The 18,449-nt window shown below is 35.9% G+C and carries 8 protein-coding genes, 1 tRNA gene, 3 rRNA genes and 1 pseudogene; 8 read left to right on the top strand and 5 right to left on the bottom strand.

What is annotated here, in order from left to right; translation table 11 throughout:
* Window positions 1–4: 4 nt before the first annotated feature.
* Window positions 5–547, bottom strand: a complete 543-nt coding sequence (locus IM45_RS02840) for a DUF721 domain-containing protein (RefSeq protein ID WP_038499027.1) — start codon at window positions 545–547, stop codon at window positions 5–7.
* A 487-nt stretch (window positions 548–1,034) separates the two neighbouring features.
* Between IM45_RS02840 and secA the strand changes: the two are divergent.
* Window positions 1,035–3,521: pseudogene (secA, locus tag IM45_RS02835) on the top strand (preprotein translocase subunit SecA); the annotation flags it as partial.
* Between the two features lie 75 nt (window positions 3,522–3,596).
* On the opposite strand, the gene coaE reads toward secA, so the two are convergent.
* Together coaE and nadC are read right to left on the bottom strand one after the other, a co-directional pair.
* Window positions 3,597–4,247: a dephospho-CoA kinase gene (gene coaE, locus IM45_RS02830; protein WP_038499024.1), complete on the bottom strand. Its 651-nt coding sequence runs from the start codon at window positions 4,245–4,247 to the stop codon at window positions 3,597–3,599.
* Window position 4,248: 1 nt separating this feature from the next.
* The gene (gene nadC / locus IM45_RS02825; protein ID WP_038499021.1) at window positions 4,249–5,151 is read right to left on the bottom strand and encodes a carboxylating nicotinate-nucleotide diphosphorylase; all 903 of its coding nucleotides are present in this window, start codon (window positions 5,149–5,151) and stop codon (window positions 4,249–4,251) included.
* Between the two features lie 583 nt (window positions 5,152–5,734).
* On the opposite strand from nadC, the gene aceE reads away from it, so the two are divergent.
* The 7 genes from aceE (at window position 5,735) to rrf (ending at window position 16,400) form a co-directional block, all read left to right on the top strand.
* Entirely contained in the window at window positions 5,735–8,404 is a 2,670-nt protein-coding gene (gene aceE / locus IM45_RS02820) for a pyruvate dehydrogenase (acetyl-transferring), homodimeric type (RefSeq protein WP_038499018.1), read from the top strand.
* Window positions 8,405–8,420: 16 nt separating this feature from the next.
* Window positions 8,421–9,653, top strand: coding sequence for a 2-oxo acid dehydrogenase subunit E2 (locus IM45_RS02815; RefSeq protein ID WP_051984614.1), 1,233 nt, complete (start codon window positions 8,421–8,423; stop codon window positions 9,651–9,653).
* 72 nt (window positions 9,654–9,725) lie between these two features.
* Window positions 9,726–11,147, top strand: a complete 1,422-nt coding sequence (gene lpdA, locus IM45_RS02810; RefSeq protein ID WP_260086811.1) for a dihydrolipoyl dehydrogenase — start codon at window positions 9,726–9,728, stop codon at window positions 11,145–11,147.
* 311 nt (window positions 11,148–11,458) lie between these two features.
* Window positions 11,459–13,010 (top strand): 16S ribosomal RNA (locus tag IM45_RS02805).
* A 120-nt stretch (window positions 13,011–13,130) separates the two neighbouring features.
* Window positions 13,131–13,203: transfer RNA gene (locus IM45_RS02800), tRNA-Glu, on the top strand.
* Between the two features lie 106 nt (window positions 13,204–13,309).
* Window positions 13,310–16,214, top strand: a 23S ribosomal RNA gene (locus IM45_RS02795).
* Window positions 16,215–16,284: 70 nt separating this feature from the next.
* Window positions 16,285–16,400 (top strand): 5S ribosomal RNA (gene rrf / locus IM45_RS02790).
* Together the 16S, 23S and 5S rRNA genes with 1 tRNA gene alongside form the textbook arrangement of a ribosomal RNA operon.
* Before the next feature lie 53 nt (window positions 16,401–16,453).
* Here rrf and birA read toward each other — a convergent pair.
* Both birA and murB read right to left on the bottom strand, forming a co-directional pair.
* On the bottom strand, window positions 16,454–17,425 hold the full coding sequence (gene birA / locus IM45_RS02785) for a bifunctional biotin--[acetyl-CoA-carboxylase] ligase/biotin operon repressor BirA (RefSeq protein WP_038499622.1): 972 nt from the start codon (window positions 17,423–17,425) through the stop codon (window positions 16,454–16,456).
* A 4-nt stretch (window positions 17,426–17,429) separates the two neighbouring features.
* Window positions 17,430–18,449 carry a UDP-N-acetylmuramate dehydrogenase gene (murB, locus tag IM45_RS02780; RefSeq protein ID WP_038499012.1) on the bottom strand — a complete coding sequence of 340 codons (1,020 nt, stop codon included), beginning with the start codon at window positions 18,447–18,449 and terminating at the stop codon, window positions 17,430–17,432.

Below are 18,449 nucleotides of genomic sequence, written 5' to 3'. Positions count from 1 at the left end.
TTAGTTAAAAACAATTGTTACTACTATGATATGTTAAGTCAGTACTATCTCTAGCAAGTTTTGCTAATCGCTCTAGTAGAGACTGTAATTTACCTTCGCTATGTGCTGCAACATGGCGAATCAATTTAGCGCTTTGTAAACTTAAAATACGTGGTTTTTGTTTTAGTATTTTGTTACTAGGTAGCAAACTACTATTGTTATGTTTTATAGGAAGTTTTCCTATTATAGCTAGTGATGGTTTAATTTTGATATCTATCGAAGATAATGAAGGTAAAATTTTTGCTCGTATAGTATATACTAATTGAGTTTGTTCATATCGTAATCGCATCATCCAACTAGCATTAGCAGTTTCTAATACTATGATATTATTACGTAAATTAGCAACACGACACCATGGACGTAATGTTACTGGTAGTAGTTCAATAACCTTACGGTTAAGAATTAATAACTCAACTGCACGTAGCTGGAGTTTCTCTAAAGAAGTAGGATTAGAATTATTAATATTATTAAATAGTACATCTATAGATATTGGATAGCTATTACGCATAATTAATAAAATTCCTCATAAAATTTCTATATAAGATATTATCTAAATAATTCAGTATTTATATGCTAAATTTTTTTAATTAATGTTATGTTTTTTAGATTAATGATTTTTTTATTCTTAGACTACCGATATAAAAAAATATTTTAAGTTTTTAGTCTAAATATTCAGACTAAACTAGCGCGCTTACAATAAATATTGTACTGTCTTATGTAAATGATCTACATCTCTTTATGGCTACAGAATGCTATTCGTACCATTATCTATTATCTATCATTCATTAATATTTTCCTAGGGAAATACATCATTACCTAATACTCAAATAGTGAGATCACAAATTAGTCAAAATTTATTATTTTTCTTGACATATTTGGTAATATTTATCTAGTAGAATAGTACATTATACGCTTAGTAAGCATGATATGTATAAATATTAAATATATGTTATATCACATGATTTTGCCACCGTTGTAACGAGATTTAACTTATTATGCTAGCACGACTTCTGACTAAAATTTTAGGTAGCCGCAATGACCGTACACTACGTCGTATGAATAAAATTGTGGATATTATCAACAATCTTGAACAGGAGATGGCAACCCTTAGTGATAAACAGCTAGCTGCGAAAACTTTAGAATTTCGCTCGCGTATTAATCAAAAGGAACTTGTAAATAATATTTTACCAGAAGCTTTTGCCGTAGTGCGGGAAGCTAGTAAGCGTGTATTTGGTATGCGTCACTTTGATGTCCAGCTATTGGGTGGTATTGTGCTAAATAATCGTTGCATAGCTGAGATGCGTACTGGTGAAGGTAAAACCTTAACTGCAACTTTACCTGCTTATTTAAATGCTCTGAGTGGTAAGGGAGTACATGTTGTTACAGTCAATGATTATTTAGCACAGCGCGATGCTGAAAATAATCGTGCATTATTTGAGTTTCTTGGTCTGAGCGTTGGAATGAACTTACATGGATTATCTGCTGCAGCTAAACGTACCGCTTATGCTGCTGATATTACTTATGGTACTAATAATGAATATGGTTTTGATTATTTACGTGATAATATGGCATTTAGCACAACAGAACGCGTACAACGAAAACTATATTACGCGTTAATAGATGAGGTGGATTCGATTCTTATTGATGAAGCGCGAACACCACTGATTATCTCTGGTCCTGCAGAAGATAGCTCTGAAATATATCGTAAAGTTGATAAACTTATGCCATATTTTATTCGCCAGGAAAAAGAAGATTCTGATAGTTTTCAAGGTGAAGGTCATTTTTCAGTAGACGAACAATATCGTCAAGTAAACTTAACTGAACGAGGTCTTGTATTAATTGAAGAGCTGATGGTTCATGCTGGTCTTTTAGAAAAAGGAGAATCCCTTTATTCTCCAACTAATATTATTCTAATGCATCACGTAACTGCAGCCTTACGTGCCTATGTACTCTTTTCGCGTAATGTTGATTATATTGTGAAAGATAATGAAGTAATCATTGTAGACGAACATACAGGTCGTACTATGCCTGGTCGACGATGGTCAGATGGTTTACATCAAGCAATAGAAGCAAAAGAACATGTCGTCATCCAAAATGAAAATCAAACATTAGCATCAATAACTTTTCAGAATTATTTTCGTTTATACGAGAAATTATCAGGAATGACTGGTACTGCAGATACTGAAGCATTTGAGTTTCGTTCTATTTATCAACTAGATACTATTGTCGTACCAACTAACCAACCAATGATTCGTCAAGATTTTCCTGATCTTGTTTATATGACAGAAACAGAAAAAATTAATGCAATTATAGAAGAAATTAAAACTTGTTGTAAGCGTAGACAACCAGTTCTAGTAGGTACTATTTCTATTGAGAAATCTGAAGTCGTATCTAATGCTTTAGAAAAAGCAGGTATTAGGCATAAAGTTCTTAACGCAAAATTTCATGCTATGGAAGCTGAAATAGTAGCACAAGCTGGTCAGCCTGGTGCAGTAACTATATCTACTAATATGGCTGGTCGCGGGACTGATATTATGCTAGGTGGTAGCTGGCACGCAGACATAGCAGTACTAAAAAATAACAATCTTAAGAAACAGCAAATTCATAATATTAAAACATCATGGCAGCAACGACATGACGCTGTTTTAGCGGTAGGTGGTCTACATATTATTGGTACTGAGCGCCATGAATCACGCCGAATAGATAATCAGTTACGGGGTCGTTCTGGCCGTCAAGGTGACGCTGGTTCATCTCGTTTTTATTTGTCTATGGAAGATGCTTTAATGCGTATCTTTGCTTCCGATCGTGTATCAAGCATGATGCGTAAATTAGGAATGAAGCAAGGTGAGGCTATAGAACATCCGTGGGTTACAAAAGCGATTGCAAATGCTCAACGTAAGGTTGAAAACCGTAACTTTGAGATTCGCAAACAACTATTAGAATATGATGATGTTATTAACGATCAACGTAGAGTAATTTATGCTCAGCGTAACGAATTACTAGAAGTTACAGATATTAGTCAAACTATTAATAGTATTCGTAAAGATGTACTAACAAGTATAATTAATATTTATATTCCACCACAATCGCTAGAAGAAATGTGGGATATATATGGTTTACAACAACGTTTGCAAAATGATTTTGATCTGAATATTGCTAATATACAATGGCAAACAGATGAACCAGGCTGGCAAGAAAAAATATTTTTTCCCAAAATACTAGAAGAGTATCAACATAAAGAAGAAATAATAGGTATAGATATGATGCGTTATTTAGAAAGACGTATCATGTTACAAACACTTGACTCTTTGTGGAAAGAACATTTAGCAGCTATGGATTATTTACGTCAAGGTATTCATCTACGCGGTTATGCACAAAAAGATCCAAAACAAGAGTATAAGCGTGAATCTTTTATTATGTTTTCAACTATGCTAGATTCACTAAAATATGAAGTGATAAGTATACTTAGTAAATTAGAAGTACATAATCAACTACCAAAAATACCATTTACGATTAAAAGATAAATAATGAATTAATCTAAGTCATTTAGTTTTAATTTATAGGTCAGATATGTATGTATCTTTATTTTGTTTTTGTTTTCTTTTAAATGCTGCAAGTTTTAGATAAAGATTATTTAATTTAATAATATGTTTTTTAGTCTCTTCGAGAGATCTATTATTATCAATAATATCATCTGCATAATATAAACGTTGTTGGTGTGATATTTGTGCTGATAAAATATTTTCTACCTGCTTATTACTAATATTATCACGAATTAGTGTTCGAGTTATTTGTTTTTCAATCGACACATCAACTACTAATATTCTATCAGCATGCTGCTGTAAGTTATTTTCTAATAATAGTGGTACTACCCATAAAACATAAGGTGCATCAGCATAGCTAATATGTATTTGCTGTTCTGTTAATTGCTGAATAATAGGATGAAGTAGATTATTAAGCCATACTTTATCTTCTGGATTACTAAATATTTGTTCTCTTAGAGCTGTACGATTTAACATTCCATTATTATATAGCATAATACTACCAAAACGATTTATAATAAAGTGTAAAGCTTTGCTATGTGGTTGAACTATCTGCCGACTAATAACATCAGCATCTACGATAGGAGTACCGAGTGCCTCGAAAATATTCGCCACTGTACTTTTACCACTACCAATACCGCCGGTTAGGGCAACCACATAAGGCATATTAACTTAAACGCATAGATAAATCTAACGCATGTACATGTTTAGTAAAGGCACCTATAGAGATATAATCAATACCCATTAAGATATATTCTGGTAGGTTTTTTAATGTTATATTTCCAGAAACTTCTAGTAAGATACGCTGTTTAGTTATCGTTACTGCGCGAGTAATATCTTGATAACTAAAGTTGTCTAACATAATGATATCAGCTTTTGTTTCTAGAGCTTGTATTAACTCTTGTAAATTCTCTACTTCAACTTCAATAGGTATATTACTAGACATATGAGTACGTAATTCTATAGCATTAGCTACTGCCTTAGCGATAGAGCCAGCAGCAATAATATGATTTTCTTTTATTAAGAATCCATCTGTTAAACCTAGTCGATGGTTGCTACCACCTCCACATAGTACCGCATATTTGAATGCCGTACGTAAACCCGGTAGTGTTTTACGAGTGTCTAATAGTTTAGTTTTGGTATGTTTTAATACATCAGCGTAACGTTTGACTGTGCTAGCAACACCACTCATAGTTTGAATAAAATTTAGAGCAGTACGTTCACCAGTTAGTAATATTTGTGTAGAACCAATCATGTTACATAGTAGTTGATTAGCTTGTATAATATCACCATCGTTAACTTGCCAATGAATATTAATATTTCCACCGAGTTGTTTGAAAACTTCTTGAAACCAGTTTTTACCACAGAAGACACCATTTTCACGGGTTATAATAACTGCAGTAGATTTACTTTGATGAGGTATGAGTTGCGCAGTAATATCTGCCTGTGCATTAGTAATTCCACCTAAATCTTCTTGAAGTGCAAAACTTACAGTATATGGAAGATCTTGTTGAATGCGTGTAAATAATTCTGCTTTACGAATCTTAGTATTATAACTAGAAGAAAACATAATGGCTCCATGTTAATTACTAGATATATTATCTTTGAAAATACTTAACTATTATATGATTATATTTTATAAGTAAAAAAACTTAAGTTGAATAACTTTCAAAAGTATTAATATAATTTTGTTAAATACTACTATACAAAGTATAGTATGTTTACTATATAAAATATATGAAGTATATTAGTAACTTTTAATTGTTACTACTATTACTATACGTAATGAAACATAAGCTGTTGTAGACAAAAAGGTTAAGATTTTGTTACTTTCAATTTGATATGAAAATATCAATTTTTCTCAACATAGTCCATACCATGTAACATCTAAGTAAATATTCATTAATTACTATTGATCAATAGCTTAAGTTATATTATATATATTATATGTAATATATATAATATAACTATATATATTATTAAATATTTTATTAGCTATTGTTTTGATGGAGACTTACTGATCGTCTACTGAGACGTAAACTTTTGAAATTTGAAATGAGTTCAATTTAATTAGTAATACATAGTTAGAAAATAAAACATAATGTATAACAAACTTTATATTTTACCTTAAGCAAATAAAAGGAAAACTGACCATGTCAGAAGGATTATATCATGACGTAGATCCGATCGAAACATGCGACTGGTTACAGTCTCTCGAATCGGTTATTCGTGAAGAAGGTATTGCACGAGCACAGTTTTTAATTAATCAGATATTAGAAAAAGCACGTGAAAATGGGATTCAAATTTCTACAGATCTATCCTCTAATAATAATTATATCAATAGCATTTCGGTAGAAGATGAGCCTGAGTATCCAGGTAATTTAGAACTAGAGCGTCGTATTCGTTCTGCGATTCGCTGGAATACTGTAATGATGGTATTACATGCCTCTAAAAAGAATCTTGATTTAGGTGGTCACATAGCTTCTTTTCAATCATCTGCAACAATTTATGATGTTTGCTTTAATCATTTTTTTCGAGCTAGAAATAATAAAGATGGTGGTGATTTAGTTTATTTTCAAGGACATATATCGCCTGGTATTTATGCTAGATCTTTTCTAGAAGGACGCATTACAGCAGAACAACTGAACAATTTTCGCCAGGAAGTAGATGGTCAAGGATTATCTTCTTATCCACATCCGAAACTTATGCCTGAATATTGGCAATTTCCTACTGTTTCTATGGGATTAGGACCTATTTGTGCAATTTATCAAGCTAAATTTCTTAAATATTTACATAATCGTGGATTGAAAGATACAAGTGATCAAACAATTTATGCTTTTTTAGGGGATGGTGAAATGGATGAACCAGAATCTAAAGGTGCACTGACTATAGCGACTCGTGAAAAACTTGATAATCTCATATTTATTATTAACTGTAATTTACAGCGTCTAGATGGTCCTGTTATTGGTAATGGAAAAATAATTAATGAGTTAGAAAGTGTATTTGCTGGTGCAGGTTGGAAAGTAATCAAAGTTATCTGGGGTAGTCGCTGGGATGAACTATTACGTCAAGACACTAAAGGAAAATTAGTACAGCTGATGAATGAAACTTTAGATGGTGATTACCAAACTTTAAAATCTAAGAATGGTGCTTATGTACGTAAACATTTTTTTGGTAAATACCATGAAACTGCAGAGCTAGTAAAAAATATGAGTGATGAAGAAATTTGGGCGCTAAACCGTGGTGGTCATGATCCCAAAAAAATTTTTGCTGCTATGCAAAGAGCTAAGCTTACTACTGGTAAACCGACAGTAATTTTAGTGCATACAATTAAAGGTTACGGTATGGGTGTGACAGGAGAAGGAATGAATATTGCCCATCAAGTAAAAAAAATGAATATAGAAGAAATACGTTACTTTCGTGATCGTTTTAATTTAAGTGTCATTACTGATGATCAAATAGAGTCACTCCCATACATTACTTTTAAAAAAGAATCAGAAGAATTTAAATATTTGCATGAACGACGCAACGCACTACATGGTTATTTGCCAAGTAGACTGAAAAACTTTACTCAATCACTTGAATTACCAAGCTTAGATGATTTTATTTCATTACTAAAAGAACAAAACAAAAAAATTTCTACTACAATTGCTTTTGTACGTGTATTAAGCATTTTGCTTAAAAAACCGATTATAAAAAATAGAATAGTACCTATTATTGCAGATGAAGCACGTACATTTGGTATGGAAGGATTATTTAGATTAATTGGAATTTATAATTCGGATGGTCAACAGTATACCCCACAAGATAGAGAACAACTAGCTTACTATCGTGAAGATGATAAAGGACAAATTCTACAGGAAGGTATTAATGAGTTAGGTGCCGCATCTTCCTGGTTAGCAGCTGCTACTTCTTACAGTTCTAATGATTTTCCAATGATTCCATTTTATATCTATTATTCTATGTTTGGTTTTCAACGTACTGGTGATCTATTTTGGGCTGCAGGAGATCAACAAGCGCGTGGTTTTTTAATTGGAGGAACTTCTGGTCGTACTACCCTAAATGGTGAAGGTTTGCAACATGAAGATGGTCATAGTCATATTCAAGCATTAACAATTCCTAATTGTATCTCTTACGATCCATCCTATGCTTATGAAGTAGCGGTCATTATCCATGATGGTTTGCATCGTATGTATGGAAAACAACAAGAAAACATTTTCTATTATATCACAACACTAAATGAAAATTATTTCATGCCAGTTATGCCAGTAGGAGTAGAAGAAGGAATTCGTAAAGGAATTTATAAGCTAGAAACCTTAGCAGGTACACAAGGTAAAGTACAGCTAATAAGTTCAGGGGCGATTTTACGCCATGTACGTAAAGCAGCTAAAATATTATCACAAGAATATGATATTAGTTCTGATGTTTATAGTGTGACATCATTTACTGAGTTAGCACGAGATGGCCAAGATTGTGAACGTTGGAACATGCTACATCCAACTGAAACTCCACGTATACCATATGTTGCTACTATTTTAAATACAGCACCAGTAATAGCATCTACTGACTATATGAAACTATTTGCGGAACAAATTAGCAATTTTATTCCTACCACACCATTTCATGTTTTAGGTACCGATGGTTTTGGCCTATCTGATAGTCGTGATAACTTGCGTCACTATTTTGAAATAGATGCAAGCTATATAGTAGTTGCAGCATTGTGGGTACTAACCAAAAGTAAAAAACTCAAAACTGATATTGTTAGCAACGCAATTAAAAGATTCGGTATTAATCCTGACAAAATTAGTCCACGTTTTGCATAAACGAGATAAGTTAATAATGACGATACAAATTAAAGTACCAGACATTGGTCTTGATGAAGTAGAAGTTACTGAAATTTTAGTAAATATAGGCGATCAAGTCAAAATTGAACAATCATTAATTACTGTAGAAGGTAATAAAGCATCGATGGAAATTCCTGCACCATTTCCAGGTGTTGTAAAAGAAATTAATATTAATGTAGGTGATAAAATTAGCACTGGTACTATTATTATGGTATTTGATGTAGAAGATATGGTATCAGAATCATGTTTAAATCTCATAGCTGTACCTGAGAAAACAGAAAATATAGAGAAAACAGAAATTAATGATACTGAAAACGAAGCGTACGTTTATGCTACTCCAGTCATTCGTAATTTAGCACGTGAATTCGGTATAAACTTAGCAAATATAAAAGGTACAGGTCGTAAAGGTCGTATTGTACGTGAGGATGTTCAAACTTATATTCGACATATTATTAAATATAATAATAATATAAATAATAATAACTTGATTCCATCAATATTGCCAGAAATTGATTTCAGCAAATTTGGAGAAATAGAGATTAGAGAATTAGGAAAAATACAAAAAATTTCTAGTGCGAATTTATATCGTAACTGGACTATGATTCCTCATGTAACTCAATTCGATGAAGCTAATATTACTGATGTGGAAGAGTTTAGACAAAAACAAAATATTCAAATCAAACAAAATTATCCTCATATTAAAATTACCTTATTGAGCTTTATAATAAAATCTGTTGCGCAAGCACTAAAAGAATTACCTATTTTTAATAGTTCACTATCAGTGAATGGGCAACAAGTAATACTAAAAAAATATGTAAATATTGGTATTGCAGTAGATACCCAAAATGGCTTAGTAGTACCAGTATGCCATGAAGTCAATAAAAAAGGTATTATTGATTTATCGCGTGAAATTATTTCTTTATCTGAAAAAGCTCATGCGGGTAAGCTTATGGCATCTGATATGGAAGGAGGATGTTTTACTATCTCGAGTTTAGGCGGTATTGGTGGTATGCAATTTACACCAATAGTAAATGCACCCGAGGTAGCAATCCTCGGAGTATCTAAATCATATTTAAAACAAGTTTGGACTGGTAAAAATTTTATATCTTTACTGATGTTACCTTTATCATTATCTTATGATCATAGAGTTATTAATGGAGCAGATGGAGCACGTTTTATTAAAGTTATTAACAACCATATGTCTAACATACGTAATCTAATTTTGTAATTATTAATTATATAAAGTTAATAACTAATAAACTTATAAAATTTAATAGCAACAGAAAATACCTAAGAGGTCATAATGAATACTGAAATTAAAACTCAAGTAGTGGTCCTTGGTGCTGGTCCAGGAGGTTATTCTGCTGCTTTTCGTTGTGCAGATTTAGGATTATATACTACGTTAGTAGAACGTTATCCTACTCTAGGTGGAGTATGTCTTAATGTTGGATGTATTCCGTCAAAAGCTTTATTACATGTGACTAAAGTCATAACAGAAGCTCAAGCTTTGAGTCAACAAAGTATATTATGTGGGGAATTACATACTGATATTCATAAAATGCGTCTCTGGAAAGAAAAAGTAATCAATCAACTTACCAGTGGTTTACACCATATGGCTAAAGAACGTAATATTCAAATAGTAAATGGATATGGTCAATTTACCAGTACTAACACTATAAAAGTAATAAGTAATAATAATATTGTTAATATTACTTTTGATCATGCGATAATTGCTGCAGGTTCTAGTCCTATTCCATTACCATTAATATCTTTTACAGACCAACGTATTTGGAATTCTACTGATGCATTAGCACTAAATTTTGTACCTAAAAAAATGTTAGTTATAGGAGGTGGAATTATTGGGCTAGAAATAGCAACTATTTATCATATGTTAGGTTCAGAAATAGATATAGTAGAAATTGCAGATCAGGTTATTCCTACTGTAGATAAAGATGTCATCGCAGTTTTTACTAAACATATTAGTAACAAATTTACTCTTATATTAGAAACTAAGGTAACAGCTTTAGAAACAAAAGTAGATGGTATTTATGTTACCATGAACTTTAAGAATAATCATGTAATAACTCAACGTTATGATGTAGTTTTAATAGCTATTGGTAGAAATCCAAACGGTCAATTATTAAATCTTAAAAAGATCGGTATTGCAGTTGATAATAAAGGTTTTATTCATGTTGATAAACAGATGCGTACTAATATACCACATATTTATGCCATCGGTGATATAGTAAGTCAACCAATGTTAGCGCATAAAGGAATACATGAAGGTTATATAGCTGCAGAAGTCATTGCTAATCTTAATCATTACTTTGATCCAAAAGTAATTCCTTCAATTGTTTATACTGAGCCTGAATTAGCCTGGGTTGGGCTTACTGAAAAAGAAGCTAAAGAAAAAAGTATAAACTATGAAGTATCTATTTTCCCTTGGTTAGCTTCAGGTAGAGCTATTGCTTCAAATTGTAAAGATGGTATGACTAAATTAATTATTAATAAAAATACACATAAAATTATTGGAGGAGCAATAGTTGGAACAAATGGAGGAGAATTACTTGGTGAAATTAGTCTCGCAATTGAGATGGGTTGTGATGCAGAAGATATAGCACTAACTATTCATGCTCATCCTACGCTATATGAATCTATTGGTCTATCAGCTAAAATTTATGAAGGAACTATTATTGACTTACCTAAAGTGAAAAAAAGCTAATAATAAGTTTTATAATTAAGTGCTAAATTACTGATTTAACACTTTATGAGTACTTTATGTTACATTTATTATTATAATACATTACTTAACTTAACTAAAATTAAATAATTATATTTATATTATAAATAAACTCTTGACTGATCAGTAAGATCAGGTAACATATAAACAATGTCGATTAATAATTATCTTATTCGACAATGCTCTTTAATAATTGATTAGATAATTTGTGTGGACACACGCAAAAAATAGTTAAAAACTTAAAAAACTAATAACATTGTTTTTTATGAATAATTTTTTAAGTAAACAATTTTCAATTGAAGAGTTTGATCATGGCTCAGATTGAACGCTGGCGGTAAGCTTAACACATGCAAGTCGAGCGGCATCGGAAAGTAAATTAATTACTTTGCCGGCAAGCGGCGAACGGGTGAGTAATATCTGGGGATCTACCTTATGGAGAGGGATAACTATTGGAAACGATAGCTAACACCGCATAATGTCGTCAGACCAAAATGGGGGACCTAATTTAGGCCTCATGCCATAAGATGAACCCAGATGAGATTAGCTAGTAGGTGAGATAATAGCTCACCTAGGCAACGATCTCTAGTTGGTCTGAGAGGATGACCAGCCACACTGGAACTGAGACACGGTCCAGACTCCTACGGGAGGCAGCAGTGGGGAATCTTGCACAATGGGGGAAACCCTGATGCAGCTATACCGCGTGTGTGAAGAAGGCCTTCGGGTTGTAAAGCACTTTCAGCGGGGAAGAAAATGAAGTTACTAATAATAATTGTCAATTGACGTTACCCGCAAAAGAAGCACCGGCTAACTCCGTGCCAGCAGCCGCGGTAAGACGGAGGGTGCAAGCGTTAATCGGAATTACTGGGCGTAAAGCGTATGTAGGCGGTTTATTTAGTCAGGTGTGAAAGCCCTAGGCTTAACCTAGGAATTGCATTTGAAACTGGTAAGCTAGAGTCTCGTAGAGGGGGGGAGAATTCCAGGTGTAGCGGTGAAATGCGTAGAGATCTGGAAGAATACCAGTGGCGAAGGCGCCCCCCTGGACGAAAACTGACGCTCAAGTACGAAAGCGTGGGGAGCAAACAGGATTAGATACCCTGGTAGTCCACGCTGTAAACGATGTCGATTTGAAGGTTGTAGCCTTGAGCTATAGCTTTCGAAGCTAACGCATTAAATCGACCGCCTGGGGAGTACGACCGCAAGGTTAAAACTCAAATGAATTGACGGGGGCCCGCACAAGCGGTGGAGCATGTGGTTTAATTCGATACAACGCGAAAAACCTTACCTACTCTTGACATCCAGAGTATAAAGCAGAAAAGCTTTAGTGCCTTCGGGAACTCTGAGACAGGTGCTGCATGGCTGTCGTCAGCTCGTGTTGTGAAATGTTGGGTTAAGTCCCGCAACGAGCGCAACCCTTATCCTTTGTTGCCAACGATTAAGTCGGGAACTCAAAGGAGACTGCCGGTGATAAACCGGAGGAAGGTGAGGATAACGTCAAGTCATCATGGCCCTTACGAGTAGGGCTACACACGTGCTACAATGGTGCATACAAAGAGAAGCAATCTCGTAAGAGTTAGCAAACCTCATAAAGTGCATCGTAGTCCGGATTAGAGTCTGCAACTCGACTCTATGAAGTCGGAATCGCTAGTAATCGTGGATCAGAATGCCACGGTGAATACGTTCCCGGGCCTTGTACACACCGCCCGTCACACCATGGGAGTGTATTGCAAAAGAAGTTAGTAGCTTAACTCATAATACGAGAGGGCGCTTACCACTTTGTGATTCATAACTGGGGTGAAGTCGTAACAAGGTAACCGTAGGGGAACCTGCGGTTGGATCACCTCCTTACACTAAAAAGTTAAATAAAATTGTGATGTGTCCACACAAATTATCTAGTTATTATTAATAACTATTAATAAAGTATGTATATTTATTTAAATATAGTATTTACATATAATTTTTATTTATGTCCCCTTCGTCTAGTGGTCTAGGACGCTGCCCTTTCACGGCAGCAACAGGGGTTCAACTCCCCTAGGGGACGAATGCAACAATTATTAGATACAATTTGTATAAATGTAAATTTAGTATGTTTGTTCTTTAACAATTTAAAATTAAACTCAAAATAACAAAATATTTTAGGGTTGTGAGGTTAAGTAACTAAGCGTATACGGTGAATGCCTAGACAGTCAGAGGCGATGAAGGACGTGCTAATCTGCGAAAAGCATCGGTAAGCTGATAGGAAGCATTATCAACCGATGATATCCGAATGGGAAAACCCGATACAAATTTTTGTATCATTATTAAGTAAATTCATAGCTTAATAAAGCGAACCAGGAGAACTGAAACATCTAAGTATCCTGAGGAAAAGAAATCAACCGAGATTCCCTCAGTAGTGGCGAGCGAACAGGGAACAGCCTAAAGCCATCATCAGTTTATATGTTAGAAAAATGTGTTTGGAAAAAACAGCAATAATAGGTGATAGCCCTGTATTCAAAAATATATAAGCTGTGAGCTTAAGAAGTAAAGCGGGACACGTGGTATCCTGTTTGAAGATGGGGGGACCATCCTCTAAGGCTAAATACTCCTGACTGATCGATAGTGAACTAGTACCGTAAGGGAAAGGTGAAAAGAACCCCGGTAAGGGGAGTGAAATAGAACCTGAAACCGTATACGTACAAGCAGTAGAAGCATTTTTAAAATGTGACTGCGTACCTTTTGTATAATGGGTCAGCGACTTATATTCTGTAGCAAGGTTAACCATATAGGGGAGCCGTAGGGAAACCGAGTCTTAATTGGGCGTTTAGTTGCAGGATATAGACCCGAAACCCGGTGAGCTAGCCATGAGCAGATTGAAGGTTAAGTAACACTAACTGAAGGATCGAACCGACTAATGTTGAAAAATTAGCGGATGACTTGTGGCTAGGGGTGAAAGGCCAATCAAACCGGGAGATAGCTGGTTCTCCTCGAAAGCTATTTAGGTAGCGCCTCGTGAATTCATCTTTGGGGGTAGAGCACTGTTTTGGCTAGGGGTCCATTCTGGGTTACCAACCCAATGCAAACTACGAATACTAAAGAATGTTATCACGGGAGACACACGATGGGTGCTAACGTCCATCGTGAAAAGGGAAACAACCCAGACCGCCAGCTAAGGTCCCAAAGTCATAGTTAAGTGGGAAACGAAGTGGGAAGTCATAAACAACCAGGATGTTGGCTTAGAAGCAGCCATCATTTAAAGAAAGCGTAATAGCTCACTGGTCGAGTCGTCCTGCGCGGAAAATGTAACGGGGCTAAACTATGCACCGAAGCTGCGGCAGCAATATTTGCATATTGCTGGGTAGAGGAGCGTTCTGTAAGCCTGTGAAGGTATATTGTAAAATATACTGGAGGTATCAGAAGTGCGAATGCTGACATAAGTAACGATAAAGCGGGTAAAAAACCCGCTCGCCGAAAGACTAAGGTTTCCTGTTCAACGGTAATCGGAGCAGGGTAAGTCGACCCCTAAGGCGAGGCCGAAAGGCGTAGTCGATGGAAAACAGGTTAATATTCCTGTACTAGATGTAACTGCGAAGGGGGAACGAAGAAAGCTAAGTTCGCCGGGTAACGGTTGTCCCGGTTTAAACGTGTAGGTGGAAAAAGTAGGCAAATCCGCTTTTTCATAACACTAAGGCGTGATGACTAACCATTCCAATGGTAAAGGAATTGATGCTATGCTTCCAAGAAAAGCCTCTAAGCTTCAGGTTACATAAAATCGTACCTCAAACCAACACAGGTAGTCAGGTAGAGAATACTAAGGCGCTTGAGAGAACTCGGGTAAAGGAACTAGGCAAAATGGTGCCGTAACTTCGGAAGAAGGCACGCTGGCATGTAAGTTATAGGACTTGCTCCTAACGCTGAAGCCAGTCGCAGATACCAGCTGGCTGCAACTGTTTATTAAAAACACAGCACTGTGCAAACACGAAAGTGGACGTATACGGTGTGACGCCTGCCCGGTGCCGGAAGGTTAATTAATAGAGTCACTAAGCTCTTGATCGAAGCCCCGGTAAACGGCGGCCGTAACTATAACGGTCCTAAGGTAGCGAAATTCCTTGTCGGGTAAGTTCCGACCTGCACGAATGGCGTAATGATGGCCAGACTGTCTCTACCCGAGACTCAGTGAAATTGAATTCGCCGTGAAGATGCGGTGTACCCGTGGCAAGACGGAAAGACCCCGTGAACCTTTACTATAGCTTGATACTGAATATCAAACTTTGATGTGTAGGATAGGTGGGAGGCTTTGAAGTGTAGACGCCAGTCTACATGAAGCCAACCTTGAAATACCACCCTTTAGTGTTTTATGTTCTAACTCTAGTCCGTAATCCGGATTGAAGACAGTGTCTGGTGGGTAGTTTGACTGGGGCGGTCTCCTCCTAAAAAGTAACGGAGGAGCACAAAGGTTAGCTAATCACGGTCGGACATCGTGAGGTTAGTGCAAAGGCATAAGCTAGCTTAACTGCGAGAGTGACAATTCAAGCAGATGCGAAAGCAGGTCTTAGTGATCCGATGGTTCTAAATGGAAGGGCCATCGCTCAACGAATAAAAGGTACTCCGGGGATAACAGGCTAATACCGCCCAAGAGTTCATATCGACGGCGGTGTTTGGCACCTCGATGTCGGCTCATCACATCCTGGGGCTGAAGTAGGTCCCAAGGGTATGGCTGTTCGCCATTTAAAGTGGTACGCGAGCTGGGTTTAGAACGTCGTGAGACAGTTCGGTCCCTATCTGCCATGGGCGTTGGAAGATTGAGAGGGGCTGCTCCTAGTACGAGAGGACCGGAGTGGACGCACCGCTGGTGTGCGGGTTGTCATGCCAATGGCATTGCCCGGTAGCTATGTGCGGAAAAGATAACCGCTGAAAGCATCTAAGCGGGAAACTTGCCTCAAGATGAGTCTTCCCTGAGGCTGAAGTTTAAGCCTCCTAAAGGGACGTTAAAGACTATAACGTTGATAGGTCTGATGTGTAAGCGCTGTGAGGCGTTGAGCTAACAGATACTAATGACCCGTGAGACTTAACCTTACAACACCTAAAATATTTAGTTTAATTTTAAATGTTTACAACAAAGTTAATTTAATTACTGAAAAAATTGCCTGGTGGCAATAGCGCGGTGGTCCCACCTGATACCATACCGAACTCAGAAGTGAAATACCGTAGCGCCAATGGTAGTGTGGGGTTTCCCCATGTGAGAGTAGGAAACTGCCAGGCAATACCTTTTTAAGGTGCGGTAGTTCAGTTAGTCAGAATACCGGCCTGTCATGTTATGTGTAAGAACGTAATGAGATTTCACCATTAATATAGGTATTGATTTGCCCTTGTTGTTCTAACAGTAAGGCTCCTTGTGTATTAATGCCACGGGCAATTCCTATAATTTCACTATATTTACCATCACCTCTTAATAATTTTACTGGCTTATTATATAAGTAATCTAGTGCTTGCCAGCGTAAAATAAAAGGCGCAAAACCGTCTCGTTCAAATAGTAGTAAAGCATTACGTAACGCATTAGTTAGTTCAGCGACTAACTTGTTTCTAACAATATCAATACCGATTTCTTTTAAATTAATCCATCTTTTTTCCATGATAGGCATTGCTAAATTAATACCAGTGCCAATAACGATATGTCCTATATCACCTGATCTACCAGATGTTTCAACTAAAATACCGGCTAATTTACGATTATTAAGGTAAAGATCATTTGGCCATTTGACTTGTACGTTACTTGCACCAATATTTTGCAAAATTTCAGCAACTATGATACCAACCATTAAACTAAGACCAATTAATGTAGCCGGCCCCTGCTGCTCTAAACGCCAATAAATAGATAAATAAATATTATTACCAAATTGAGAGATCCATTTTCGGCCACGCCGCCCACGGCCATGTAGTTGATACTCGGCAACACAAGCATCTCCAGGCTGTAAATAAGCAATACGATCAATTAAATATTGATTTGTTGAGTTAATAACTGAGAGTACTACTATCCTTCCCGTGGGAAGTAGCATTTGAATGACTTGTTTATCGAGAAGTTGCAATGGCGTATGTAAACGATAATTGTTACTTTGACCTTGACCAGGTATTTTTAATAAATCTATACCCCAATCATAGACAGTCTGAATGTGTTTATTGATATTTAGAGAGTTAATATATAGTTTTTCACCAAATTGTTTACAGGAATGAACATTTCCGTCGGATAATATGTTAATTAGTTTCAACGGAATGCTAGTTTCTGTCATATTATCATGATAAGGCGCCAATGGCATCTACTTCTCCTTCTGCGCCAATAAAACGTACTTCGGGTTCTAGCCAAATCGCAAATTTATCTGCTACATAGTCACGTACATACTTAGCGAGTGTAGCGATTTCACTTCCATTAGCATGCCCAACATTAATTAATATTAATGCCTGTTTTTCATAAACAGCTGCGTTACCAAATTGATAACCTTTTAATTTACAGCGATCAATTAGCCATCCTGCAGCTATTTTTACTCCACCATTAGTTTGTGGATAGTATGGTATATCGGGATAACACGTTAATAATTGCGTGGCCGTTTTCGTATCAATTAGTGGATTTTTAAAAAAACTACCAGCATTACCGATCTTTGGATTTGGTAATTTATTACGCCGCATAGTGCAGACTGTATCAAATATTTGACGCGGCGTAATGTGGTGCGGATTTAGTAGTCTGAGTTCACCGTAATTTAAAACTGGTCGCCAAAATTTACTAAACCGTAGTCCTACAGCAACAATAGCATAATTATCGCGATAATTATGCTTAAAAATACTATCTCGGTAGCCAAATTGACATTCTAATGCACTAAGACGGATTTTTTTACCGTTATCTAACTGAATAATATCGACATATTTACAGAAATCTTGTAATTCTACACCATAGGCGCCGATATTTTGTATCGGCGCTGAGCCTGTATAGCCTGGTATCAAGGCAAGATTCTCCAACCCAGGTATTTGTCTATTAATAGTATAAGTTACTAAATCATGCCATAATTCACCAGCACCGACATGTACATACCATGCTTCAGCATCTTCTTGAATTACAATACCCTTAATACGATTAAGTAAAACAATGCCAGTATAATTTTCTAGAAATAGAACATTGCTACCGCTACCTAGTAGTAATACAGGACGATTCATTTGTAATGCTTGTTTCCATAACATAAATAATTGAGCTTCGTTATGCGCAGTAGCTACCCTGTGTGCATATACATTCAGACTAAATGTATTGAAAGGTTTTAACCTCAT

Source organism: Candidatus Palibaumannia cicadellinicola, assembly GCF_000754265.1.
Lineage (GTDB): Bacteria > Pseudomonadota > Gammaproteobacteria > Enterobacterales > Enterobacteriaceae > Baumannia > Baumannia cicadellinicola_B.
This window is presented reverse-complemented; position numbering and strand designations above follow the sequence as displayed.